The following is a 26,507-nucleotide window of genomic DNA, read 5'->3' as shown; positions in this document are numbered from 1 at the left end:
AGCACCAAAGCTAAAACAGCCTAATGATAGGAACCGTGTGCCTATTAATAAAACAATCCCTGCCGAAATCAAGCGAGGAGACAGATGAAAACAAAACAAGCAAAACCAGTGAAAGCCGAACAACTTAGAAGTTATTATGAAGAAAGCCGTGGCTTAGAACGTGATCTTATCAATGAATTTATAAGGTCGCGCAGAACGGCATGGCGTGTCGCGAGTACTGTGGGTCTTTTTGGCTTATTCGGTATGATATGTGGAGTTGTTGGATTTTCTCAACCAGCTCCAACTCCCTTAGTATTGCGCGTTGATAATACGACGGGTGCAGTTGATGTTATCTCAATCATGCGTGAACACGAAGAAAGCTATGGTGAAGTTGTAGATAGATATTGGCTAAACCAATATGTGCTTAACCGCGAAACTTACGACTACGATACTATTCAACTGAACTATGACACAACAGCACTTTTAAGTGCGGCATCTGTTCAACAAGAATATTATAAAATCTATGATGGAGAAAATGCACGGGACAAAGTGCTTTCCAACAATGCACGTATCACAGTTAAAGTACGATCAATCCAGCCTAATGGACTCGGTCAAGCAACTGTACGTTTTACGACTCAGCAACTTGACAGCAACGGTGCTGCTACTGGACCAAAACAGCACCAAATTGCAACAATTGGTTACACCTATGTTGGTGCACCCATGAAATCATCTGATCGATTGCTTAACCCCCTTGGTTTTCAAGTAACAAGTTACCGTTCTGACCCAGAAATACTGTTGAATGATTAAGGAATTGATTGTTATGAAAAAACTTGCGTTTGTTGTTCTATTGTCTTCGTTTTCTTCTCTTTATACGGTACCTGTTCAGGCGCTCAAAAGTCCATCAAATTCACAGTATGATCACCGCATTCGCTATATAACATATAACGAAGCCGATGTGGTTCAAATTGAGACAGTTCTTGGTGTGGCAACACATATTATTCTTGAAGAAGGTGAACAGTACATAACTCATGCCTTTGGCGATTCTGAAGCCTATGCCTTTGCTCATAAAGGGCGGCATATTTTTATTAAACCAAAAGCAGAACTTGCCAATACCAATCTCATCGTTGTAACCGACAAACGGAGTTATAAATTCCGACTACAATTTCGGAATGACCGTGCGGGATCAACATATGAATTGGCTTTCCATTATCCCGATTCAAACGATGAAAAGTCAGAAGAAAACAATCGACGCCTTGCGATTGAACGTGGTTTTCACCAAAGCGTCAACGGCTATAATCTCAGTTATACCATGAGTGGTCACCAAGATATTGCTCCGATAAATGCTTGGGACAATGGGCGTATTACTTACTTCAAATTTCCCGCTAACATGGATATGCCATCGATTTATGTCGTAGATGCTGAAGGCAATGAAAGCTTAATACCACGCACCGTTATCGGCAGTTCTAATGATATTATCGCCGTTCATAAGGTCAATCCTAAATGGCTTATACGGCTTGGTAAACGCGCTCTAGCTGTTTTTAATGAAGCCTATGACCCCAATGGCATACCAAACACAACAGGGACAGTATCTTCGGTGGTTTATCGTATCAATAAAGGAGGAAAATGATGTTTGACAATAAGGAAGGAGAGGGAAAAGGTACAAAACTGGACAACGTCGAACAAAAACATATTGAAGGTACCTATGGAGGGTCCGAACTAGGTTCTGAACGTCGTCCAACAATTCCAGGTACCCGTGCATTGTTAATGGTAGGACTTATTGTCATAGTAGCGATACCGATTGCCTTGACTTGGAAAGCTTTTAAAATGCGTAATACCGTGGAGGTTGAGGAAGAAAAACCACAACAAATAGTACAGCAAATTATACCAAACTATGTCCCTCGGATTATAGAAGAGCCAAAGATTGTAGAAGAAGCAGAAAAATCAACACAAACAGAAGATTCAAACTTGGATATTCCACCGGCATTGAGTAAACTTCTTCAAACAGCCATTCCTCCACATATGCTCCAAGATTCTGAAGAATTAGCACGCAAACGTATGCTCAGTTCTAGCCTTAACAACGGTGGTAGCGAAGGATCTACAGATACAAATAATAAAGCATCGAATAATGATAGAGGTAATGGCGTATTATTTGATAACCTTCAGCCCGTGCGTTTAGGTCAATCACATGCGATGCAACTTCGTAACCGTGACTTTTTGATTACACAAGGAACGCAAATAGATTGTACGTTAGAAACAAAAATCATTACATCACAACCCGGAATGACGACGTGTCATTTAACACGCGATATTTATTCCACGAGTGGACGTGTTGTTTTGCTTGACCGTGGTTCTAAAGTTGTTGGTTTTTACCAAAGTGGCATACAACAAGGACAAACGCGCGTGTTTGTGCAATGGTTACGCATTGAAACGCCTTCTGGTGTTGTTGTCAATCTTGACTCACCAGGCACAGGTCCTCTGGGTGAAGCGGGTATTGGTGGCTGGGTTGACAGACATTTTTGGGAACGATTTGGTAGTGCAATTATGGTAAGCATTATCGGTGATTTAGGAGAATGGGTAAGAGGAAAAGTTGGTAAAAGCAGCAAAGAAAATAAAGATAACTCACAAAATAAAGGAGCTCAGAATGCTGAATCTATAGCAATCGATGTTCTTCAAAATTCCATCAATATCACACCAACACTTTACAAAAACCAAGGCGAACGAGTAAATATTTTTGTTGCTCGTGATCTGGATTTCAGCGATGTCTACAGTCTCGTCACACGTTAACCCGATACAAAAAGATCAAGCAGTTTTTCAGCTTCTGCAACCGCTTGATTGTTTTTTAGAAGATCCCACGATCACTGAATTATCGATTTGCCGCCCCTGTGAAGTATGGACGAAAAGCTTTAAGGGTTGGCAACTACACAGCGTACCAGAGTTAACAACCACTTTTTTGCAAACGCTTATTACAGCTATTATCGTTTATAACGGTATGGCTCCCAGAAGTATTAATTATGTGCTCTTGCCTGGTGGACAACGTGGTACAATTATACAAACACCAGCTGTTGTTGATGGTGCTCTTTCCTTTGTAATTCGTAAACATTCTCTCATAGTTAAAACGTTAGAAGAACTCAAAGAAGAAGGGGCATTTGACGATTTTTCTGATGTAAGTTTTAATAAGCCTTCAGCAAAAGAAGCCAATAACTTGTTATCGAGGCAGGACTTCACACGGTTGGAACCATTTGAAGTTCAACTCTTACAAAGTAAACGTGAGGGAAAAATTCTTGAATTTTTGGAAGAATGCGTCCTTCACAAACGCAACATTATTATTGCAGGCAAAACAGGATCTGGTAAAACAACATTTGCTCGCTCTTTAATTGAAAAGGTCCCTGTAGAGGAGCGTATTATCACAATTGAAGATGTTCATGAGCTTTTTCTACCCAATCATCCCAATCATGTACATATGATTTATGGTAACAATGTAGGCCGTGTTTCAGCTGAAGAATGCCTAGATGCGTGTATGCGTCAGTCGCCTGACAGAATTTTTCTCGCTGAATTGCGAGGCAATGAAGCATGGGAATATCTCAATTCGCTCAACACTGGTCATCCCGGATCGATTACAACAACGCATGCTAACAGCGCTTTGCAGACATTTGAGCGATGTGCCACCTTGATTAAAAGATCAGAAATTGGCCGGCAACTCGAGTTAGAAATGATAAAAATCGTTCTCTATACAACAGTTGACGTAGTGTTGTTCTTTAAAGATAGAAAACTCTCTGAAGTCTTTTACGACCCGATTTTTGCTAAATCAAAAATCGCTTAAGGGGAGCTTCCTCTCTCGGTAATATGAAGCAAACAAAAATAGCCGTAACTAATTGTTACGGCTATTTATTTAACTTTTCCTATTCTCTTTGCTTCTCCGATGGATTTTCTACACTCTTCATGAGGAAAAAAGTTAATAGACAACAACTCTACGAGAAAACCAAATTATACATAAGGTTCTCTTTATTCTCTTGCCTTTGATCATTCTTTCCATTTACCTTTTGAAAAAGTATCTTTGATGCAAAAAAGAAAAAATAGCTGCAAAATAAATATTTAAACAAAAGAAAAGAATAAATTTTGATTCGCCTATCAATGAAAGCTTCGTAAAATAGGTACTTTCGATCATCACAAATAATTATCGTCATCAAGACCAAAACTTACCGTTTAAAAATTCTAAGCGCTATTTTCAAGTGATTAATAAATATGTTTTTTAACCAAACAATCTCCAAATACGGAAAACCTCATACGAAATAAATTATCATTTCGATTTAGCATCCATAAACCACGTTCTATTTGGTAATAAAAAGTATAGTAGTATATACGACGTCTTCTTCGGACGAAGAAAGATTCTTAACCTCCAGTTGTTCGTAAACAACCAAATTTCTCTTAAGAAAGCTTTGCTAACCATATCACGTGGCTTATGTCCCTCTCCTAAAGATGATATCCATAGATTCCATAAGGTAAGCTCTACTCTGAATATTCCTGCTCTCTTCTCTGCACCACAAAAAGCAAAAATTCCTAAAAGAACAGATCTACAATCACTCTTCTTAAGATGCATCACATTGTCTTATAAAGAGTGTTCATTATTTTGCGTGTTGGATAAAAGATCTTAGTACCGTAGGATTCTCTCATTTCAAAGCTGTTTATTAACCAAAACCATGTCTCTTGCACATTATAAGTAAATAAAGCCGTATAGAATGAAACTGTACAAAAAAGCACTAAAAATGCCTTTTATAAACCATCCAAAATGCCAAAAATTGTCACAACATTGGGAGTTTGCAAAGTGTCTAATGGCGCCCAACTTGTTCTTTTATGAAGTGTAAAAATGGAGATGCTCTATAAATTTTATATTATTCATCGGGGCTTTACCATTATACCATCCACGAACTCTGTAGTGAAATAAGCTTAGGCACCTTAAAGAAAGGTTTCTTAAAAACAAGCGTGCAAATTGACAAGCAAAGTGTATTTGGTTCGGGGCGTTCTGTTTTACATAAGGGTTTTGATCTTATTAAAGAACGAGAGAAACAAAAGCGTGAAGCAATGCGTAATCTCTATTATTTAAAAGACATTACTCTAGATGCTTTTGAAAGTCGTAAAGCAGAATTAAAAAATGATGCTAAAAATGGAAACTGGTTTGCACCTTTACAGCTTCATATTCTCCTCAAATTAGGCGGCTGTATAGCAACTTTCAAAGATTACGTCAACAGAGATACATAATACTCTTAACTCCCATTTGATAAGTAAAAGCTGCAACAGCAAAAGCTCTTTTAGAAAAACAACGCCATAAAGTCATTAATAAACCGGCAATGAATTGGAGAAATGTTCCAGATTTTTATCAAACACTCTGCAAAGCAACAATAATGATACAACTGGCTTTGCATCTGCTTATTCTTACAGGTGTTCGTACCCATCTCTTGCATCAATTCGTGAAGATCAGATTGAAGAGGATATATGAACAATTCTTGGCTCGAGAATACGAACGGTCTGCGTGATACTACAGGAGATTTCACATGCCATTATGATCACAAATATTAAAAATTTTAAAATAAGCACGCTTGTTTTTTCGCAATGATTTCTGTTTTCTGTAACCGGTCGTAGTCCTTATTAATGTGAATTTCCTATCACAATATATTAAGAGAGATTAGACTAAAAACCTGTCCACGTAGATTTCGCTCTAGTTTACGTAATTGGCTAACAGACTCCACCTATCACACCTCAAAGGACGAAGCCTCTTAACACGCCACTGATCTGCAAACAATCCGCCCCCTCACCTAGCAGATTTCACCTTCTAACCACTCTAATTACCACATCCTAAATAAGATAGTGTTTTACAGCACAACAGAATAAATACCAAAACAATGGCTGATTATACCGTTAATACTTGGACACCTCTCTTTCATGTTAAGAAATATCTTTTATGCTAAAAAATAAAATAAAAAACACTTTTACTGCTTAAATAACTTTCTTCAGCATATATACAAGAAAAAATGAAATCCCCTAACATAATAAATAAGACCTAAATCTAGAAATATCTATTTTTTATAGATAAAAACATATAAAATAAAAACCCACGAAACTCATAAAAATACAACATGTTTTCTTTGATGATTGAATTCATTCAACTCAAACGAACCTATAAACATCCCTTGTACCACATTCGCAACACGTGTTCTTAGAATTCTCACTAGCCTTTTCTAAATTTTTAGAAAAAACTATAAATTTGATATTTTTTAAAAACGTCTTATTTGCTCTTTAGTGAATTTAAATCTATGACGTTACAATATTTTTAAATTACTACCCCCTTAACTATATAATCTATCTCTACAATAGAGAGGGATTTTACGTTCTCCATTTTTTGAGAACTATAAATTTTGTTTTTTAATGCGATTAACAATCCAATCTTTAAAATAAAAAATATGACCTTTAAATATATAATGATATTATCAAAAATTCCTAATCCTTGAATATTAGCAATGTTTTCGATATTACAATAAATGTGTCGTAAAATGACGAATTGTCATAATGATCACTCCTTTGTATTTCATTTAGATAATTTACATGCGTTATAATATTTGTATCAGCATTTATTTTTTGTGCTATATTTATACAGAGTAATCATTTTTTATAAAAAATGATTACTTGAATCTGCATCAAATTATAAATTATGATGCGAATTTAATAAAAATAAAAACACATGGCATATTGATTTTATTGTTTTTACATAGAACGCTATTTAAAGTATAGTTTACTCGAAAGACTAATGCCTTTTAAAGGCAATAATAACTATGCTAACCGCCTCATAGAAGCCAATAAATTTTTAGAGATTAAGCCTCAAAGAGGCACAAAAACACGCACAATTTTCTATTTTTCTTTTTACTGTTCGTTAATCGGTCAAATTTCAAAGATAATATTCAACTATGAGTTTTCTGCTCAGCCATTGCAAGGATTGCTTCTACAAGGATTGCTTAATTTTTTAGGGATTACTTCACTTTTAGAATGATTATAGCTACTGCGCTCCCATAAGCAGCCAATCTTCTTTTAGAGATTTAATTGCTAAAAGGAGATACAATTTTCCACCTTGCGCTTTATTTTGATCAATCAGTAAATTTTCAGAGGCGGCGTTCAACCATGAGTTTTTTAATTTCAGCAATTGCTTTCGCTGGATTTAATCCCTTTGGACAAGTTTGCGCACAATTCATAATCGTATGGCAACGATAAAGGCGGAAAGGATCTTCTAAATTATCAAGACGTTCACCACACATCTCATCACGTGAATCCGCAATCCAGCGATAAGCTTGAAGCAAAACAGCGGGCCCCAAATAACGATCACCGTTCCACCAATAACTTGGACATGAAGTCTGACAACACGCACACAAAATACATTCATAAAGGCCATCGATTTTTTGGCGATCGGAGTGACTTTGTAACCATTCTTTTGCAGGTTCAGGAGAAACTGTTTGCAACCAAGGCTCAATGACTCGGTGTTGTGCATAAAAACGCTTTAAATCAGGAACCAAATCTTTAACAACCGGCATGGAAGGCAACGGATAGACCTTAATGGGATGTTTTACATCATCCATCCCTTTGGTACAAGCTAATGTATTGGTTCCATCAATATTCATCGCACATGAACCACAGATGCCTTCACGGCATGATCGACGAAGTGTCAAAGTTGGATCAATATGGTTTTTAATAAACAAAAGCCCATCAAGAATCATAGGACCACAAGCAGAACGATCCACATAATAAGTATCTAAATGAGGATTTTCCTCATCATCAGGCGACCAACGATACACGTGAAATTCCGTCAGCTTTGTAGCACCTTCAGGTTTAGGCCAAACCTTTCCCGGTTTTACTTGAGAATTTTTGGGAAGCTTAATTTGTACCATATTTCATTCTCCCCTTAATAAACCCGTTTTTTAGGTGCAATGCGCTTTAAATCGATCCCACCATCAGCTTCAGATGTTAACGGGTCCACATGGACAGGTCGATATGATAATGTCACCTTACCCTCTTTTGACAAATGTGAAATCGTATGTTTACGCCAGTTTTTATCATCACGCTCTGGATAATCTTCACGAGCGTGAGCGCCACGGCTTTCTGAACGTGCTTCGGCAGAATGAACAGTCATGATTGCATTCGCCATAAGATTTTCAAGCTCTAATGTTTCAACCAAATCAGAATTCCATATCAGAGAACGATCTGTGACTTTGAGATCCGACAATTCCCCCCAGATTTTATTCATCCGTTGACATCCCTGTTTCAAAGAATCTTCTGTACGGAAGACTGCTGCGTCTTCTTGCATCGTGCGTTGCATTTTTTCACGCAATACAGCTGTTGGTATTGCCCCTTGTGCAAAACGTAAACGATCAAAACGCGCTATAATTTCGTCAACAGCTTCTTCATTGATGGGTGGAATTTCTGCATTCCGATCAATAACTTCACCCGCGCGAATGGCAGCAGCACGACCAAACACCACAAGATCAATTAATGAATTTGACCCCAAGCGGTTAGCTCCATGAACAGAAGCACATCCTGCTTCTCCTACCGCCATCAGCCCTGGTTGAATACGATCAGGCGAATCAGCCGTTGGATTGAGAACTTCCCCGTAGTAATTGGTAGGAATCCCACCCATATTATAATGAACCGTTGGCAAGATGGGGATAGGCTCTTTTGTTACATCCACCCCTGCAAATATCCGTGCTGATTCTGAAATCCCTGGTAAACGCTCATGCAAGATTGCAGGATCAATATGATTGAGAACCAAATGAATATGATCCTTCTTAGGTCCAACGCCACGCCCTTCACGAATTTCAAGTGTGATACAACGCGAAACCAAGTCACGTGAAGCCAAATCCTTAAAGGAAGGTGCATAACGCTCCATAAAGCGTTCACCTTCAGAATTGATTAAATAGCCTCCTTCACCACGAGCTCCTTCTGTAATTAAGCAGCCAGAACCGTAAATCCCTGTCGGATGGAATTGCACAAACTCCATATCCTGAAGTGGCAATCCAGCACGTGCGATCATTCCACCACCATCACCCGTACAGGTATGCGCCGATGTCGCAGAAAAATAAGCGCGTCCATAACCACCGGTTGCAAGAACAACTATTTTGGCAGAAAAACGATGTATTGTACCATCATCGAGATTCCATGCCACAACCCCCGTACAAACCCCATCCGTCATGATGAGATCGAGTGCAAAATATTCAATAAAAAATTGCGCATTATGCTTTAAGCTTTGTCCATAAAGCGTATGCAAAATGGCATGGCCTGTACGGTCAGCTGCTGCGCAAGTACGCTGAACAGGCGGACCTTCACCAAATTGTGTCGTATGTCCACCAAAAGGACGCTGATAAATTTTGCCTTCTTGCGTTCGCGAAAAAGGAACGCCATAATGTTCTAATTCATACACAGCAGCAGGAGCATTACGCACCAAATATTCCATTGCATCGGTATCGCCCAACCAATCAGAACCTTTCACGGTATCATATAAATGCCACTGCCAATTGTCAGGTCCCATATTTGAAAGCGATGCAGCAATTCCCCCTTGTGCTGCAACCGTATGTGAGCGCGTTGGAAAAACCTTCGTAATACAAGCTGTCTTTAATCCTTGTTCTGCCATACCCAGTGTCGCACGTAATCCTGCACCACCTGCCCCAACAACAACAACATCAAATTTATGATCCACAGTGCGATAAGGGGCGTTACCTGCTTTAGCACCCAGAGATGATCCTGTACCCGCCATACTTGTTTAACCCCCTAATGCAATTTTCAAAAGAGAAAAAATAATGATACCACCTATGAGAAAACAAAATAAAATATTTAACGTCAAAAAGAATATCCGAAAACCTTCACGTGGAATATAATCTTCAATCACTACCTGCATACCAAGTTTCATATGATAAAGGACCGAAAAAGTCATCAATCCCATCAAAACAGCAACAATAGGATGTGCAAGTCTTGCACGCACAATACTATAATCCTTTCCCACAAGCGAAAGAATAAGAACAATAAAAAATATCAAAAGTGGTAGATTGATAAACCCCGTCAAACGTTCTAGCCAAAAATGCTCTGTTCCTTCATGAGCACTGCCACGCCCCCGTACTTTTCCAAGTTCCGTTCGAAAATCTTTTTTCATGTCTCTTTTCACCCCCAGCTAAACAACGGTATATCCAATAATCCAAATCGCAAAAGTAACAATAAGAGAAATAAACACTGTCGCCCAAGCAGTGACTGTTGCCTTTTCTTTTGCCAAAAGGCAAGGCTTCAGATCCCAAACAATGTGGCGAACACCACCAACCATGTGATGAACCCCTGCCAAAGTATAAAGAAACAAAATACACAATCCAAACCAAGAACTATAAATTTCGTAAACTGTTCTAAATGTCTCCTCGCCACACGCAATAGCAATTAACCAAACAGCAAGAAAAACCGTTCCAACATAAAGTGCCATACCCGTAATGCGGTGTGCAATGGACATGGCCATAGTAATTGTCCAACGATAAATACTTATATGAGGGGAACGAGGGCGCTCTTTTATCCTAGTTGTCTCTATCATAAAATATCCTGACCTGGTTTATCATAAAATATCCTGACCTAGTTTTTGCAACCGCAATGAACGAGAAAGTTCGCGCAAAACGACTAAACATACTCTCTCGTTTTTACTTGTTTGGCATCTCAAGATACCGATATTACAGGTCGGTTGTCTCAAATAACGGATTAAAGGTCACGCATAAAAAAACCGATTACTCCCTGGATATGATCCGCAAAACTCGCCTTAATCTAATACACTTTTATCTTCACGTCAAAGGTCTAAAATCTTTTCCAAATATAAACAGACATTTTTTCAGATTAAACTTATCCTTTTGAGTATTCACGATATACGCAATAGTCTCTTAAACTGCACCCATAATTAAGAATAAAAAGAGGAAAAATTGATAGATTGAACATTTTTATGTCCACTCCAAGCCTTTTAAAAGGCAAAACGAATCAAGAAAGACACAAATAAGCGGCATAAAAGCCGCTTTTGCATAAAGTTTAGCCGATATAATCTTTACTCAGAAACTTGCTTTTCAACATCTGTGCTGACAGATGCTGCTTCTACTTTCTCAACAACCTTTTCAGCTTTTTTCCGATAATCTCTCTTTTCAGCTATACGTGCAGCTTTACCTCTCAAGCCACGTAGATAATAGAGTTTTGCACGGCGCACTTTACCACGGCGCACCAGCTCAACACCTTCAATCAAAGGAGAATAAACAGGAAATACCCTCTCCACCCCTTCACCATAAGAAATCTTGCGTACTGTAAAGGTCTCATTCAACCCACCGCCTGAACGCGCAATACAGACACCTTCATAAGCCTGAACACGCGTCCGTGTACCTTCTGTCACACGCACCATAACACGGACTGTATCTCCTGGCTGAAATGCTGGAAATTGGCGCTTTTCTTCAATTTTTGCACATTGTTCAGCTTCAAGCTGTGCGATAATATTCATTTCTTTTATCCTTCATGTTCTTTATCGAACAGTCAGAGCGCTCAACTCTTACCAAAAAAGCCTTTATTAAGAATAAGGAGCTCTTTAGGCTATGTCTTACACAGGAGCGAATACACCATTCCTTCATTTTAATTTTGGAACTACAGAAAACCTTTTATAAAAAACTCTCTAAAAAGAGAGCCATGCAATACACCACCTTATCATATGAATCAAGTTTTCTGATGATTTTTATTATAACGCGCATAAAGATCAGGGCGACGTTGACGTGTTAACAATTCGGCTTGGCTTTGACGCCAATCTGCGATCGCTTTGTGATGACCTGAGAGCAATACAGGCGGAATACCCCGCCCTTCGAAAAGAGAAGGGCGGGTATATTGCGGATGTTCCAGCAAGTCATTTTCAAAACTTTCACACCTTGCAGAAGCTGCATTCCCCATCACTCCAGGCAGAAGACGTATAATAGCATCTAAGATAACCAATGCAGCTGTTTCACCCCCTGAAAGAATATAATCACCAATAGAGACTTCTTCTAGTTCTCGTGCCTCTATGACTCGCTCATCAACCCCTTCAAAACGTCCACAAACTAACGTTACACCCGTATCACGAGCCAAGCTATGCGCGTAAGCTTGGTCAAAAGGACGCCCACGTGGACTCATCAACAATCTTGGCGAATCCTGTGGACAGCAGTCAAGAGCAGCCGCCAATACATCCGCCCGCATTACCATACCAGCTCCCCCACCAGCAGGTTTATCATCAACGCTATGGTGTTTGTCTAAAGCAAAATCCCTAATCTGTACCGTCTCCAGTGACCAAATTCCACGCTCTAAAGCTTGCCCTGCTAAAGAATACCCTAAAAAACCAGGAAACATTTCAGGATAAAGGGTTAAAACGCGCGCCTGAAATTTCATTTTATTTCTTATCCTTATTTTCTTAAACAGACTCTTAATAGCAAAAATAGCACAAACAAGACTTTTAACGCTATAGCGTTAATCTGAGTCTTCTTGATCTGCGCCATATTCAATACGATCCTTCTAAATACTTGCACTAAAAAAGACTCTAAAAATTCAGGACTATTTCGAGATAAAGTGCTTACAATATCTGCTCAAAAGAGCATTTTTAATATTTTCACACATTCCACTTTTTATTGACGAAATTCATCTGTTATTTTTTACCTTCATCTTTATTTTTAGATTCAAGCTATTTCCTTTTTATCATTGTCTCCCCCATCAATTAAACCAGCGGCCATGGGATCAACAACAAGAAAACCAGAATCCATACAAATTTCTGGTACCGCCGCCTTACTAAAGGGAATAAGAACTCTTTTACCTGTATTCAAACGTATTTCAAGCAAATCACCAGCCCCGAAATTAAAAAAACCACACACTTCACCTAAGATTTTCCCCCCACAATCTTGGACACACAAGCCTATTAAATCGACTTGATAAAACTCATCCTCCATCAAATCATCAATTAATTGATCACGCGTCACATAAAGGCGAATCCCTTTTAAAGACTCAGCCGCATTACGATTTTCTACCCCTTTAAAACGTACAATCGCCTTATTTTTTTGTATGCGAAGAGTTACAATTTCATAAGAACGCCCCATATCATCATAAAGAGTGCTGTAAAACTTGAAACGCTGTGGCTCAGCACTTAGAATTTTAACAAAAACATCTCCTTTTATACCATGAGGCATACCAATAATGGCAAGATAGACTTTATTTTTAAGCTTTTCTTTATTATACTTCATGCAAAAATATTATCTCTCAAAAATGAACCCTTCAATCTTATAGTTTTCTATTCAATCTTGTTGCCATATGAGACAATCTTCTAAAAGACCTTTCTTGGTAACAAAAAACAAATTAATAAAGGAGAAAGTCTTATGGCAAATATTATGCTATTTTACAAAGATATCACACCAATCAACAAAATTTCCCATAAAAATCTAAAATTTGCTCCTCCAACTGATATGTCTTTTGCCAAGGATACTCATTGGGTTCCTTTAGCAAGTACTGAATATTTTCAAGCAGCGCTAGACTATCCTATTTTATTTATGTGCGCCGAAGATGAACAAAAAAAACGGCACTACACATCCGCAGCTCTTGTCGGTCTTTCTAATGACGAAAATGACTATATCGCTTCTGATAAAAGTTGGAAAAACAATACTTATGTTCCAGCTTTTGTCCGTCGCTATCCTTTTGTTTTGGCACAAATTAGCAATGAAAAAGAACTTTCTGTCTGCTTTGATCAACAGTCCGGTATGTTTAATGAAGTTGCAGGAACAGAACTTTTTAATTCCGATGGCTCTATTTCTCCTTTTATGGAAGAACGTATTCGCTTTCTTGAAAGTTTTAAAATCGCTATGGAGAAAACCTCTGAGTTTATTGATGCTCTTGTAGAAATGGATCTTCTAAGCCAAAAATCCATCAATGTGAAAAACGATAAAGGTCTCTCAGCGCAATTGGAACATTTTTGGGTTGTTGATGAAGAAAAATTGAATAAATTATCAGCAAGCCAACTTGCCAAACTTCATAAAAATGGCTTTTTAGGATTAATTTTTGCGCATTTGATGTCAACACACAATCTTGTGAAAATACTCTCTCTCAAAGGTGAAAAGCAACTTATCAATCGTGAAGAGCAACCCCAAAACAAGAATGGTCATTCTAACGATGAAAAATCTAAAAAGAAAGAAACTCTCAACTAGATAATGCCCATCAAAAACGACAAGAGAAAAGATGAAAATATTCCTCTCATTCCAGCAGACCATGCAATTTTAAACGCAAGGAAAAATTGGTTAGAGTGTCTTACCCAAACACGTCGTATGTCAGCACAAACAGTGCAAGCCTATGAACGTGATACGCGGCAATTTTTGTCTTTTCTCTGTCAACACTTAAGCCATACACCAACCCTTACAGATCTTGCTCATTTACGCATCAGTGACTTGCGTGCTTATCTTGCTTATCGGCGTACAAACAATGTAAGTGCGCGCTCTTTAAGCCGCGGAGTAGCAGGCATCCGTTCTTTTTTCAAATACTTATCACGTGAAGGAATCGTCAATGTTCCCGCGGCTCAACTTATCCGAAGCCCTAAACACCCCAAATTGCTCCCAAAACCTTTAGCGATAAAATCAGCACTTCACATAGTCAAACAAGAAAATCAACTGGAAAATGAACCTTGGATTAGCGCTCGTAATGCTGCTGTCCTCATGCTTCTTTATGGCTGTGGAATGCGAATATCAGAAGCCTTAAGCCTCACACCAGAACAATTTTCTGATCCTAAAAAAACAAGTTTATTTATAACAGGAAAAGGCGGCAAAACACGCCTTGTTCCTCTCATCAAAATTGTTTACGAAGCTGTACAAAATTATCTCAAATGTTGCCCATATCCTTTAGTGGATAACCAACCCATATTTCGCGGGGCGCGAGGCGGTCCCCTACAGCCCGCCATTATTCAGAAAACTGTACGCAACTTACGAACAAGCCTTGGTTTACCAGAAACTGCAACGCCTCATACACTGCGCCATTCTTTTGCCACCCATCTTTTATCACGGGGGGGAGATTTGCGCACGATTCAAGAACTTCTTGGGCACGCTAGTCTTTCCACCACACAAATCTATACCCACGTCGATACAGACCATTTGTTAAAAATCTATCAAAAGGCCCATCCCCGTTCCTAAAAACGTCTCATCAAAAAATTAGACTGTTTCAACCTCAAGTGCCAAAGCATGAACACAAGTAGCTAACTCTTCTTGTAAAACTTTATAAATCGCTCGATGTATTTCTACGCGTGTCATATTAGAAAAAGAAGAAGATAAAATTTTCACTCGAAAATGTGTTTCTCCTTTACCATCAAAAGCATGTTCATTATGAGGATGCCCCTCATGAAGATGACTTTCGTTAATCACTTCAAGCTTTTGCGGATGAAAAGCATCCTGAAGCTTTCTCTGAATTATTGTTTCTATAAACATTTTTCATTCCTCAAACAAAATGAACGTGCAAAAATACACCTTTTTCATAATAGAATTAAGTGTGAAAACAAATTTTTCAAAAGTCAATTCTTGTAAAATTAATCAATTTTGCATAAACCAATAATATGACAATAACATCTAAATTATTCGATTCAATTCGCATAAGCTCAAATAAAAAACAAAAAGCTGAGCCAGAAGCACAACAGTGTCAGTGGGAAGGTTGTGAAAAAACAGGGTCCCATAAAGCACCAGCAGGTCGAAATCACGAAGGACAATATTTATATTTTTGTATTGAACACGTACGCGCCTATAATAAAAATTTTAATTACTTCTCTGGTCTTAGCAATAAAGATATCGCAAAATTTCAAAAGGATGCTCTCACAGGACATCGTCCGACATGGCCTACAGATCTGAGCAATGGTACATCGAAAAAAACAGCCGCGAATTATGCAAAGATTCGCTCTGGCACAGCTGCCTATCAAAATCGCATGCGCGATCCCTTCACGCTTTTTACTGGGCAGCATTCAAGCAATAAGTTCTCACGAAAATTAAAGCCCTTAGAAGCAAAAGCTTTTGATACACTGGGACTACAGGCAAACGCTTCAGCAGAAGACATCAAAATGAAATATAAAGAGTTGGTAAAAAAGCACCATCCTGATTCCAATGGTGGTAATCGTGCTTCAGAAGAGCGCTTTCGTGATGTTTTACATGCTTACAATTTGCTAAAAAAGTCTGGTTTGTGCTGAAAACATGCGCTTATATGAGTCTATTTTCATTTAGACCATCATTATTTGCGCAAAATGTTACTTTTTTTGCAAAACATTATAGAATACGTAAAAAAATCTTTCTTCAATATCTAAGGCTCTCATTATAGAGCATTGCATAAATACTTTAACTCTTGTATCGTTTCTAATGAATAAATAGCGTCCTCTCCCTTCCAGAAACATAATGACAAATCTTACCGTTGAAAATTTGCCCGATATTACACTTTGTGCTCGCGATCTATTTCATATTGAAACAGATCTGAAAGTCCCTGCTTTTAGCACAAAAAGTCCCCATGTTCCTGATATCGATCCTGATTATCTTTTTGATCAGCAAACAACTTTAGCGATTCTCGCAGGTTTTACCTTTAACCGCCGTGTAATGGTTTCTGGCTATCACGGTACAGGGAAATCAACGCATATTGAACAAGTTGCTGCACGTCTTAACTGGCCTTGTCTTCGCATTAATCTCGATAGTCATGTAAGTCGTATCGATCTTGTAGGAAAAGATGCTATCGTTTTAAAAGATGGCTTACAAATCACTGAATTTAAAGAGGGCATTTTGCCATGGGCTTATCAAAATAATATTGCTCTTGTTTTCGACGAATATGATGCGGGGCGTCCCGATGTTATGTTTGTCATTCAACGCGTTCTTGAAACTTCTGGAAAACTAAGCTTACTTGATCAAAGCCGTGTCATCTCTCCACATCCAGCGTTTCGTCTTTTTGCAACAGCAAATACCATTGGTCTTGGTGATACAACCGGTCTCTATCATGGTACCCAACAGATCAATCAAGCTCAAATGGACCGCTGGTCTATTGTTACGATACTCAATTATTTACCCCATGATAAAGAGGTTAATATCATTTGTTCAAAGGTCAAATCTTTTCAAACGGCTGAGGGAAAAAAGACAATTTCACAAATGGTTCATGTTGCTGATATGGTACGCCAATCTTTTATCAATGGAGATCTTTCAACTGTCATGAGTCCACGTACCGTCATTACTTGGGCAGAAAATACAACAATTTTTCAAGATGTCGGCTTTGCCTTCCGATTAACCTTTCTCAATAAATGTGATGAACTCGAACGTGCCACTGTTGCAGAATTTTATCAACGCGCCTTTGGACAAGAGCTTCCCGAATCACTCATTCATGGTGTTTTGCCTTAAGGAATCTGTCACTCATGGCTACCGATATTGGCGACAACAAAAATCCGGCAAAAGATTCTTCCAACAACACTCTTAATGCTGAAGCTTTTAAAAAAGCACTTTCCACCTGTATGCGTGCGATTGCAGGCACAAACAACCTTGAAGTTTCCTTTAGTCATAACCGACCATCTTTAAGCGAAAGTTGCGCGCGTTTACCAGAATTACCTCAATACGCAACGAATAAAGACATCACTATTACCCGCGGACTAGGTGATTCCATGGCTCTGCGCAAAGCATGGCATGACAACCGCATTCACATGCAATTTTCTCCACTAGAATCAGAAGCACGTGCTGTCTTTGATGCCCTCGAACAAACACGTGTTGAAGCAATTGGTACTTTAGCCATGGAGGGACTTGCAAAAAATCTTGATGTCATGCTCGCCGATAAATACAAAAGAGCCCATTATCATAAAATTAGCAACCAAAGTGAAGCCCCCATCCAAGAAGCGATTGCACTTTTATTGCGTGAAAAAATAACAAAGCGCGCAGCTCCAAGAGAAGCGGGTTCTGTCTTAGAATTGTGGCGTAAAGAACTCGAACAAAAAGCAGCATCACAACTCAATGAACTCCCACATCATATTTACAACCAACAAGCTTTTGCACAGATTGTTCGCCAAATGCTTGTTACACTCAAAATGACAGTGCAACAAGCTGAAGCTTCTAACAGTGAAAACAATAAAAAATTAAAAAATGCGTGTGAACCTCAAGACCAAAGAGAAGAAGAGAGTAAAAACAAAAAACACGCTCAAAGTGAAGAACAAACCAGCACTGAACAAGAAAGTGATGTGCAAGACGAAGGAAAAACACAAGCGACACAATCAAACAACAATGATCAAGCTGACGGCGAGCAAAAAAATGGACCTTGGCAAGAAAAGCCGAGCAAACCCAAACACCTTTTTTCTGATTCGGAACAAATGGAAAGACTTGGCAATTATAAAATCTTCACCCGTCAATTTGATGAAATTTTGGAAGCAACAGATTTTTGTTCTGAAAACGAGTTAGATCACTTACGCCGTTATCTTGATAAGCAAATCAATCATCTCCAAAACATCGTTGGACGTTTAGCAAACCGTCTCCAGCGCCGCTTGATGGCGCAACAAAATCGCAACTGGAACTTTGACCTTGAAGAAGGATATCTTGATACAACACGGCTTCCACGTCTAATTATTGACCCCATGCAACCTCTTTCTTTTAAAATGGAAAGTAATACCCAATTTCGAGACACGGTTGTTTCACTTCTCATTGATAATTCTGGTTCAATGCGCGGACGCCCCATTAGCGTTGCTGCAAGTTGTGCCGATATTTTGGCACAAACTCTTGAACGTTGTGGTGTCAAAGTTGAAATTTTAGGTTTTACCACCAAAACTTGGAAAGGAGGAAAGTCACGTGAAAAATGGCTTACCCAAAACAAACCTCATAATCCTGGACGTCTTAATGATTTATGCCATATCATCTATAAAAGTGCTGATACCCCATGGCGTCGCGCACGACGCAATTTAGGTTTGATGATGCAAGAAGGATTATTAAAAGAAAATATTGATGGAGAAGCTTTGATTTGGGCGCATCAACGCCTTTTATTACGGCGTGAACAACGTCGCATTCTTATGGTCATTTCTGATGGTGCTCCTGTTGACGATTCGACACTATCGGTCAACTCCAGCAATTATTTAGAAAAACATTTACGTGCAGTGATTCAAGAAATCCAAACCCATTCCCCCATCGAACTCATTGCCATTGGAATTGGTCATGACGTCACACGTTATTATCAACGTGCTGTAACAATTATGAATGCTGAAGAACTTGCCGACGCTATAACAAAACAATTAGAAGTACTTTTTAGTGATAAAAGAACTCATATTCATAAGAAATAAACCTGCTTTGAATCAGCAACGATTACATTTAAAAAATTATTTCTATCATTAAACCATCGGAATTTGATGGCTAACAACCTGAGAAGATAATCCCACAAATTGAATATCGAATTTTAAAGAAGCTTCTACTTTACTGGATGCATTATGAGCTCTAAAAGAAATGCTCCAACCATCTTCAAAAATTGTAATGAGTTTGTTTTTACTTTCTGGTTATATTGCGACTGATAAAGTTTTGCTTAGAACTTTCCATTTACGACCATATCCCAGAGTACCATTCAAATTCAAAGACTGAATAATCACTCATTTTTGTCTCGATCTTGTGTTATTTCATTATATTGAAATACACGTATATAGAAAAATATCTCCACTAGACATAGCTCTAAAATGCTGCTCTCACAGAAAATATAATGCCTAAACTTCCACCTTCAGTAATACAAAAAGATAAAAGTTGTATTTATTATACGCAAAAAAAGAGGATATTTTAAACACTAAGAATTTCTTTATAAAAGAATCGGCATAAATGGATTCATAGCAATTTTTCGGCAAAAATCGCTAAAGCAAGAGAAAGCCAACCTGTCCCCTAACCTTCCCAAAACAGTACTCACCACGGGTGATCTAACAACATAAGCTCCCATCTCATGGATAAAAGAAAAAATCTTTACTCACATAAAATATAAGAAAAACACGAAAAAAAATATTACTTCATTCACGAAAAAGAACACACCATTATATATCTTATCCGCACTCCTACATTCTTCCTTGCTTCCAAGCTTATTTCACGACAGCGCCCATATATGGCATAATGCAAAATCCAGAATCATCCTTTACTTTACAAGCTACAAGCCAAAAGCAGAATCCTACTTTCAAGTTTCCAATGTTTTTAAGATAAATCAATATACTTTCAGCGCCTAATATTGCACTTTTATTGCATTAAAGCTCTTCATAAGAAGTATTTCTTTCTCAAATGACGTTGTCCGCACGCCAATTCCTCTTATAACATAGGCAAGCAAATGATTTTTATTAACTCAACATAAGAGTATTTAAAACGCGTAAAATTTTATGATATTGGGCTCTTTCACTCAAATGAAAAATATAAGTTATCATTTTAAATCAATCTATTAATAAACATCAGTTGCAATTTCTGTCACATTGAATCATTTGTAAAAGCATATTTAGCCCCTTCTCAAACAAATGACTTTATCTTTTCCTCACAAGAGAATTTTGAAATAAAAAAGCGTTTTGTGTTGGAGTTCTTACTTAAGTTGGTAAATGATAAAGTATCCATTATAACTAACGTGTCACACCAAGCATAGCGTACAATTTTCTTGGCTTCAGGAAAACAAAAAGACAAAAATCCTTATTTGTGACAAACAAAAGAGGAATCATCTTTTGAATGACATTGATAAAGAGGAAGCTTTACGATGTTAAGAATTGTCCCATAAGGAATCAACATCAACAGACTCATAATAATTTTTACCGAAAAATCACCAAAAGCAAGCGAGAGCCAAACTGGCATGCCTACTCCTCCCAAAACAGTACTCTCCACCAGTGAACTATCAGCGTACCCTGTTATCTTATCAAGAACAGCAAAAGAGCTAGAAAAAGCAAGAGCAAAAAACAGCACTGTATCCAAAGCCGAACCAACCAACGCTGCTGCTAAAGGTGCTTTCCACCATGTTTTACGTCGTAAAGGAGTAAAAACAACAATATCAAGGAGTTGTCCAAATAAAAATGCAAAACTAGAAGCAAGTGCAAGCCGTGGTGTCGCCAATATCCAAGAAACAAAGACCCCCGCAAAAAAACCAGCATAGACCACACGCCGCGCCGCAGATGGACCATAAAAACGATTGGTTAAATCATTGATTAGAAAAGCAAATGGATAGGTAAAAGCCCCATAAGTCAACAGCTCATTTAAATCAAACCAATAGACAGGATATTGAACCAAAATATTAGAAGCCGTAACAGCAAGGCACATTGCAAAAATAGAAAAAACAACATACCTTTTCTTTTGCTGTTCTAATAAAGGACCGCTTGAAGACATTTTTTTTAACCTGGGATATGGAACCAAATAAAATGAAACGATCAACCTGCAAAAAACTTAACTTCTAGAACAGAAAACCGAAATCAAAGCGTTAATAAACCAAAAAGAATGGCGCTAACAATTACGCTGCCTGTTCAGCCTTTTGCTCACCTTCTTGCTCAGCTTTTTTCTTAATGATTTGGCGTTTTAGCAAACGCGCACGTTGCGACAACTCTTTATCATCTGCTTTGACTAAAAAACCATCAAGGCCACCACGATGCTCAACAGAACGCAATGCACTTGCTGAAATACGCAAGCGATAACTTTGCTGTAACACCTCTGAAATCAATGTCACATTGCAAAGATTTGGTAAAAAACGACGCCGAGTCTTATTATTTGCATGGCTAACATTATTACCATACAGAACTGTCTTCCCTGTCAATTCACATGCACGAGACATAAACTTCACCCTTAAACTCTAAGAAACTTTCAAATTCCCATACCCAAAAGACACAATGAACGCAAAACACGCACAATGCAACCTTGAACGGGCATCATTGGGAAGTTTCTTTCTAATAGGGGGTCGACAACAAAAGGTCAAGTCTTTTATAAAACCTTTTTCATCTCTTACGGGCTCATTCTTCATCTTTTTTCTCAATTAAGGCGTGCAAATTCTGCCAAAAAGCGTACAAAATGTTTTTTTAAATACATACCATGTTAGAATAAAAGCCTATTGTCCCGAAAGGAAGCATAAATCATGAGTAAACAAGAGTCCCCCATGACAAAGCTTCAGGGAAATTCTTGCCGTTTTTCTTCTTTTTTATTTGGAACTTTATGTATTTGTTTTTTTCTTCTCTTCAGTGCATTAGGTATATGGCAAGTACAACGGTTAAACTGGAAAACAAATCTTATCACCAGTGCTAATCAGCGCATTCATTTACCCCCCATAAAAGCCCCTCCAAAAAATCAATGGTCAGATGTTACTTTTGAAAAATATGAATATCAACCTGTTATTATCACAGGAAAATTTTTAACAGATAAAAATATTTTAGTCACTGCTGCCGCTCAAAATACTACAGGCTATTGGGTTTTGACTCCTTTACAAACTGCTGATAATACACTGATCTTTATCAACCGTGGCTTTATCCCCATGGATGAACGTAACAATTTTCAAAACACAGAGCAATCACATACAAATGCCTTATCTCAGCAAAATTCTACCACAGACACAGAACAAACAACGATTATAGGTTTATTACGCATGAGTGAAAAAAATGGATTTTTCCCGCGTAAAAATAATCCTGACAAAAATTTATGGTATACGCGCGATCTCCCCGCTATGGCACAAAAACTTGGTTTGTCCACTGTTGCCCCTTATTTCATTGATGCCAGAAAAACATCTCCACAAGCAAAACTTCCCGTCGTTGGTCTTACGATTATCCATTTTCGAAATAATCATCTCGTTTATGCAATCACGTGGTTTATTTTAGCTGCTGGTGTGTTAGGAGGTTTTCTTTTTCTGCTACGGCAAAAAAACTAAAAAAATACCTCTTCCATCTCAAGTAACAAAAATTTTTAGAATCTTGAAAACTGATAAAGAGAATAAAATCTACCAACTTGCGCCTTTGTTAAATAAAGATCATAGGCATACAATGAACTTTATACCATCTACAAAAGATTTACGCGACACTCTTAAAAAACATTGTCATAAACGCTTTTGAAAAACATAAAGTCAAATTTAAAAATAATAGGAAAGATGAGCACTCATTTTTGCCTTTATAATTTTATATTCTTGCTTCATTAGATTGTTTCCCATTTCAGAGATTACTCCAATTTATATACGCAATACTTTCGCCTTCATCTAGTATAAAGGCTAATATAGCAGAGAACATACGGATGCATTTTTTGTTTCAAAACTGCTATGAAGATGAGATATTGAGTTATAAGCAACAAAAAAATATTTAATGTCTCAATGAGACTTTTATACCTATCACCACACCTCAAATGAGAGGTTTTTACAGGATAATAGAAAAAGGTGAATCATCCTATATTCTAAAAAGACAGTTTATCCTTTCAGTGTATTTTGCTAAAGGCTTATGCTATAAACGTATAAGCGTGTTTTACTAGAATTTTAACTCTTTCATTTTTAAGGCTTCTGTTATGGGTGTTGTTGCCAAAAATTTTCCCATACCTGATCTTCATCGGGTTCGTCGTGTTCTCTTTTCTGTGTCTGATAAAACGGGTGTGGTTGCTTTTGCACAAGCCCTTCATGCTACTTACAATGTTGAATTAATTTCAACAGGAGGAACAGCAAAAACCCTCATAGCAGCTGGTTTACCCGTAAAAGATGTTGCTGAAGTTACTGGATTTCCTGAGATAATGGATGGGCGTGTAAAAACACTCCATCCTTTGATTCATGGTGCTTTGTTAGGAGTAAGAGAAGATCCTAGCCATAGGGAAGCTATGGAAAAGAACAGCATTTATGGAATTGATCTTTTGGTGGTGAATCTTTACCCTTTTGAAGAGACGATCCTTTCGGGAGCTGATGGGCAAACGACTCTTGAAAATATTGATATCGGTGGACCGGCGATGATTCGCGCTGCGGCAAAAAATTATGCTTATACCGGTGTTGTAACAGCGATAAAAGATTATGATTCGATTCTAGCTGAATTAAAGCAGCATAATGGATGTTTAAGCTTATCTATGCGTCATCAGCTAGCAATGCGCGCTTATGCACACACCGCTGCCTATGATACGGCAATAGCATCGTGGTTTGCACGGGATTTAAAAATTGAAACTCCATCATGGCAGAGTTTTTCCGGTCATCTTGAAAGTGTTATGCGCTATGGGGAAAATCCACATCAACAGGCAGCATTTTATCGCAATAATGAAAAACGTTTTGGTATTGCAACAGCAAAACTTTTACAAGGCAAAGCGCTTTCTTATAACAATCTGAATGATACAGATGCAGCCTTTGAACTTGTGGCAGAATTTGATCCGCAAAAAACCGCTGCTGTCGCTCTTATTAAACATGCCAATCCTTGTGGTGTTGCGGAAGGAGAAAATTTGAAAGACGCTTATTTGAAAGCTCTTATGTGTGATAATGTATCGGCATTTGGTGGAATTGTTGCTTTAAATCAAACCCTTGATGAGGAATGTGCTGAAGAAATTGTTAAAATTTTCACAGAAGTGATTATTGCTCCTGATGCCACAATGGCGGCACGTGAAATTATTGCCAAGAAAAAAAATCTTCGTTTGCTCATTACAGGTGGAGTTCCTGATCCACGCTGTGGAGGACTTCTTGCGAAAACACTTGCAGGAGGCATTTTAGTACAATCACGTGATAACGTGGTAGTCGATGATCTTAAATTGCAAGTAGTGACAAAGCGGGCACCAACTCAAGATGAAATGCGTGATCTTCAATTTGCTTTTCGTGTAGCAAAGCACGTTAAATCAAATGCTATTGTGTACGCGAAAAATAGCGCAACAGTTGGAATTGGAGCCGGACAAATGAGCCGCATCGATTCAGCAAAAATTGCTGCAAGTAAAGCAGCAGAAAGTGCGCAAAGAGCAGGCTTAACAGAAACTCTCACAAAAGGATCTGTTGTTGCATCAGATGCATTTTTTCCTTTTGCTGATGGTTTATTAGCAGCAGCTGAAGCAGGAGCAACAGCAGTTATTCAACCAGGAGGCTCCATGCGTGATGAAGAAATTATCGCCGCAGCGGATGCACAGGGGTTAGCGATGGTTTTTACAGGAACACGTCACTTCCGCCATTAATAATTTTGCTGCTTTTCTTTTCGTATGAGACAAATGTTTCAAGGAATTTTTCATAATTATCGTATGACTATTGATAACTGTTGAAATGGAAGCAGTTATTCAATCCAAAGAAGCTACACGTGAAGAAGTTTATCACCGCAGAAAATGCACATAATTTAGCCAATGCACATAATTTAGCCATTGGTTAGGGATAAGATGTTCTTGTTGATATTTTTAATGGTTACCCTTTCGCATGAGGAAAATGTTAAAGGGACATTATCTTGTATGTAGATGCATACCTGCTATGATATTATAACACAACTCTTTTTAGTAATATACTCTATTCTTAAACTAAAGAGTGTAATGAAAAGTTTGAGTAGGGGATATGAATATTCTACGTTTTTATAGTAATTGGCGCCGTTATCGTCGAACCGTTAATGCGTTAAGTCGTCTTTCAACATATGAACTCAACGATCTTGGAATTTGTCGAGGTGATATTGATTCAATTGCACGACGTTATTCGCGTAGATCTTTATGAAAGTTGTTTGAGATATTTGAGAGAATGCTTTGCTATGAAAAAGCGCGCATTTTGTGGTTTGTTATTATAACTTCATTTTTAGTATAATAACAAAGAGCAGAAGAGTTATTTTTCTCGGCCATTGTTATGTATTGTTTCTCGAATTTTCAATGCTTCTGTGATGTACAACATTTGATTTGTAATAATAATTTAGCGTTATTCATTTAAATTAGAACCCCGAATACCGTAAGATTCTCTCATTTCAAATCTGTGTATGTTGAATCAACAAAAACCATTCGCCTGCACGTTACAAGCGGGGAGAGCTGTATGGATAAAAGCTATTAAGAAAAGGCTAAAAATGCCTCTTATGAACCATCTCTAGTGCCAAGAACTGTTACAAACATTGGGCACTGATAAATAGTGTGATAGTGCCGAACTGCTCCTTCATAAGCATAAAGATGGGGGGTGCTTAATGGATTTACCGTTATACCCATCACGGGCATCGTCGCAAAATAGGCTTGGAATCATTAAGGGATTTTTCTTTAAAATAAGTCCGTGAATATACAATACAATAGCGCTCTGTTTTTCGTGAAGAGCGTAATCCTATTAATGCAACTCTCTCAGAGAGAAATATTGATCCCAACAGCACACTTAAAAACTTATAGAAGATAAGCAACGGCTTAATTTTCTCTCCATATCTTTAAAGGATCAAAATCCTTAACTAGTACTCATCTGTCAACAATGGTCTTTCAAAAAACCTTTTTTCTGGAGCCAATCCCTTTTAGCATCACCTCATGAGATTCTATGAGCAAACCTTGCCTAAAAACATCCAACCCATACTCTAACAAAACTCTTCATGTATAAAATTGATATGATCTTCAAATTTTGAG

General features: G+C 38.0%; 23 protein-coding genes and 2 pseudogenes. 14 read left to right on the top strand and 11 right to left on the bottom strand.

Translation table 11 applies throughout. From position 1 onward, the window contains the following. From ACFINX_RS06805 to ACFINX_RS06780, 6 genes and pseudogenes are all read left to right on the top strand, one after another. A pseudogene (locus tag ACFINX_RS06805) lies at positions 1–88 on the top strand (TrwH protein); the annotation flags it as partial. After that, a complete protein-coding gene (locus tag ACFINX_RS06800) occupies positions 85–786 on the top strand; it encodes a virB8 family protein (RefSeq protein WP_375653398.1) in 702 nt (233 codons plus the stop codon). The pseudogene ACFINX_RS06805 and the gene ACFINX_RS06800, both read left to right, overlap by 4 nt. A 13-nt stretch (positions 787–799) precedes the next feature. After that, complete coding sequence (virB9, locus tag ACFINX_RS06795; RefSeq protein ID WP_375612710.1) at positions 800–1,606, top strand: P-type conjugative transfer protein VirB9; 807 nt, start codon at positions 800–802, stop codon at positions 1,604–1,606. Beyond that, positions 1,606–2,763 (top strand): type IV secretion system protein VirB10, encoded by a 1,158-nt coding sequence (virB10, locus tag ACFINX_RS06790; RefSeq protein ID WP_375606219.1) that lies wholly within the window; start codon positions 1,606–1,608, stop codon positions 2,761–2,763. Before virB9 ends, virB10 begins: the two co-directional genes overlap by 1 nt. Beyond that, a complete protein-coding gene (gene virB11, locus ACFINX_RS06785) occupies positions 2,738–3,799 on the top strand; it encodes a P-type DNA transfer ATPase VirB11 (RefSeq protein WP_375612249.1) in 1,062 nt (353 codons plus the stop codon). Before virB10 ends, virB11 begins: the two co-directional genes overlap by 26 nt. A 1,160-nt stretch (positions 3,800–4,959) precedes the next feature. Continuing rightward, on the top strand, positions 4,960–5,235 hold the full coding sequence (locus ACFINX_RS06780) for a hypothetical protein (RefSeq protein ID WP_375668537.1): 276 nt from the start codon (positions 4,960–4,962) through the stop codon (positions 5,233–5,235). A gap of 1,892 nt (positions 5,236–7,127) precedes the next feature. On the opposite strand, the gene ACFINX_RS06775 is transcribed toward ACFINX_RS06780, so the two are convergent. The 7 genes from ACFINX_RS06775 to rimM all read right to left on the bottom strand — a co-directional run bounded on the left by ACFINX_RS06775 (position 7,128) and on the right by rimM (position 13,265). Next, the gene (locus ACFINX_RS06775) at positions 7,128–7,907 is read right to left on the bottom strand and encodes a succinate dehydrogenase iron-sulfur subunit (RefSeq protein ID WP_005774220.1); all 780 of its coding nucleotides are present in this window, start codon (positions 7,905–7,907) and stop codon (positions 7,128–7,130) included. Between the two features lie 14 nt (positions 7,908–7,921). Next, positions 7,922–9,766: a succinate dehydrogenase flavoprotein subunit gene (sdhA, locus tag ACFINX_RS06770; protein WP_375668536.1), complete on the bottom strand. Its 1,845-nt coding sequence runs from the start codon at positions 9,764–9,766 to the stop codon at positions 7,922–7,924. A 6-nt stretch (positions 9,767–9,772) separates the two neighbouring features. Further along, positions 9,773–10,159 carry a succinate dehydrogenase, hydrophobic membrane anchor protein gene (gene sdhD, locus ACFINX_RS06765; protein WP_375628616.1) on the bottom strand — a complete coding sequence of 129 codons (387 nt, stop codon included), beginning with the start codon at positions 10,157–10,159 and terminating at the stop codon, positions 9,773–9,775. 18 nt (positions 10,160–10,177) lie between these two features. Then, on the bottom strand, positions 10,178–10,579 hold the full coding sequence (sdhC, locus tag ACFINX_RS06760; RefSeq protein WP_375606014.1) for a succinate dehydrogenase, cytochrome b556 subunit: 402 nt from the start codon (positions 10,577–10,579) through the stop codon (positions 10,178–10,180). Positions 10,580–11,074: 495 nt separating this feature from the next. After that, positions 11,075–11,515, bottom strand: coding sequence for a 50S ribosomal protein L19 (gene rplS / locus ACFINX_RS06755; RefSeq protein WP_375612245.1), 441 nt, complete (start codon positions 11,513–11,515; stop codon positions 11,075–11,077). A 209-nt stretch (positions 11,516–11,724) separates the two neighbouring features. Further along, a complete protein-coding gene (gene trmD, locus ACFINX_RS06750) occupies positions 11,725–12,423 on the bottom strand; it encodes a tRNA (guanosine(37)-N1)-methyltransferase TrmD (protein WP_375612244.1) in 699 nt (232 codons plus the stop codon). A gap of 284 nt (positions 12,424–12,707) precedes the next feature. Beyond that, positions 12,708–13,265 (bottom strand): ribosome maturation factor RimM, encoded by a 558-nt coding sequence (rimM, locus tag ACFINX_RS06745; protein WP_375618306.1) that lies wholly within the window; start codon positions 13,263–13,265, stop codon positions 12,708–12,710. A 132-nt stretch (positions 13,266–13,397) separates the two neighbouring features. Between rimM and ACFINX_RS06740 the strand changes: the two genes are divergently transcribed. Both ACFINX_RS06740 and ACFINX_RS06735 read left to right on the top strand, forming a co-directional pair. Then, positions 13,398–14,219 (top strand): SapC family protein, encoded by an 822-nt coding sequence (locus ACFINX_RS06740; protein ID WP_375612242.1) that lies wholly within the window; start codon positions 13,398–13,400, stop codon positions 14,217–14,219. A 3-nt stretch (positions 14,220–14,222) separates the two neighbouring features. Then, the gene (locus ACFINX_RS06735; protein WP_375668535.1) at positions 14,223–15,191 is read left to right on the top strand and encodes a tyrosine recombinase XerC; all 969 of its coding nucleotides are present in this window, start codon (positions 14,223–14,225) and stop codon (positions 15,189–15,191) included. An 18-nt stretch (positions 15,192–15,209) separates the two neighbouring features. On the opposite strand, the gene ACFINX_RS06730 is transcribed toward ACFINX_RS06735, so the two are convergent. Beyond that, on the bottom strand, positions 15,210–15,482 hold the full coding sequence (locus tag ACFINX_RS06730; protein WP_375668534.1) for a BolA family protein: 273 nt from the start codon (positions 15,480–15,482) through the stop codon (positions 15,210–15,212). A 125-nt stretch (positions 15,483–15,607) separates the two neighbouring features. Between ACFINX_RS06730 and ACFINX_RS06725 the strand changes: the two genes are divergently transcribed. The 3 genes from ACFINX_RS06725 (at position 15,608) to cobT (ending at position 19,321) form a co-directional block, all read left to right on the top strand. Beyond that, positions 15,608–16,228: a J domain-containing protein gene (locus ACFINX_RS06725; protein WP_375606021.1), complete on the top strand. Its 621-nt coding sequence runs from the start codon at positions 15,608–15,610 to the stop codon at positions 16,226–16,228. Between the two features lie 202 nt (positions 16,229–16,430). Next, on the top strand, positions 16,431–17,411 hold the full coding sequence (gene cobS, locus ACFINX_RS06720; protein WP_375668533.1) for a cobaltochelatase subunit CobS: 981 nt from the start codon (positions 16,431–16,433) through the stop codon (positions 17,409–17,411). 14 nt (positions 17,412–17,425) lie between these two features. After that, on the top strand, positions 17,426–19,321 hold the full coding sequence (gene cobT, locus ACFINX_RS06715; protein WP_375668532.1) for a cobaltochelatase subunit CobT: 1,896 nt from the start codon (positions 17,426–17,428) through the stop codon (positions 19,319–19,321). A 48-nt stretch (positions 19,322–19,369) separates the two neighbouring features. Here cobT and ACFINX_RS06710 read toward each other — a convergent pair. The 3 genes and pseudogenes from ACFINX_RS06710 to rpmB form a co-directional block, all read right to left on the bottom strand. Then, positions 19,370–19,516, bottom strand: a pseudogene (locus tag ACFINX_RS06710) (HaeIII family restriction endonuclease); the annotation flags it as partial. A gap of 1,162 nt (positions 19,517–20,678) precedes the next feature. After that, the gene (locus ACFINX_RS06705) at positions 20,679–21,362 is read right to left on the bottom strand and encodes a VUT family protein (RefSeq protein WP_375668531.1); all 684 of its coding nucleotides are present in this window, start codon (positions 21,360–21,362) and stop codon (positions 20,679–20,681) included. 121 nt (positions 21,363–21,483) lie between these two features. Continuing rightward, entirely contained in the window at positions 21,484–21,801 is a 318-nt protein-coding gene (gene rpmB, locus ACFINX_RS06700; RefSeq protein ID WP_273787609.1) for a 50S ribosomal protein L28, read from the bottom strand. A 297-nt stretch (positions 21,802–22,098) separates the two neighbouring features. Here rpmB and ACFINX_RS06695 point away from each other — a divergent pair, with 297 nt between their 5' ends. The 3 genes from ACFINX_RS06695 to ACFINX_RS06685 all read left to right on the top strand — a co-directional run bounded on the left by ACFINX_RS06695 (position 22,099) and on the right by ACFINX_RS06685 (position 25,638). After that, positions 22,099–22,881, top strand: a complete 783-nt coding sequence (locus tag ACFINX_RS06695; protein WP_375668530.1) for an SURF1 family protein — start codon at positions 22,099–22,101, stop codon at positions 22,879–22,881. Positions 22,882–23,501: 620 nt separating this feature from the next. Continuing rightward, positions 23,502–25,121: a bifunctional phosphoribosylaminoimidazolecarboxamide formyltransferase/IMP cyclohydrolase gene (purH, locus tag ACFINX_RS06690; protein WP_375668529.1), complete on the top strand. Its 1,620-nt coding sequence runs from the start codon at positions 23,502–23,504 to the stop codon at positions 25,119–25,121. Positions 25,122–25,485: 364 nt separating this feature from the next. Further along, complete coding sequence (locus ACFINX_RS06685) at positions 25,486–25,638, top strand: DUF1127 domain-containing protein (RefSeq protein ID WP_375612232.1); 153 nt, start codon at positions 25,486–25,488, stop codon at positions 25,636–25,638. Positions 25,639–26,507 lie beyond the last annotated feature (869 nt).

The organism is Bartonella sp. AP36NXGY (genome assembly GCF_042195865.1).
GTDB lineage: Bacteria > Pseudomonadota > Alphaproteobacteria > Rhizobiales > Rhizobiaceae > Bartonella.
The sequence above is the reverse complement of the archived record's forward strand: the minus strand, read 5'-3'. Positions and strand labels throughout refer to the sequence as shown.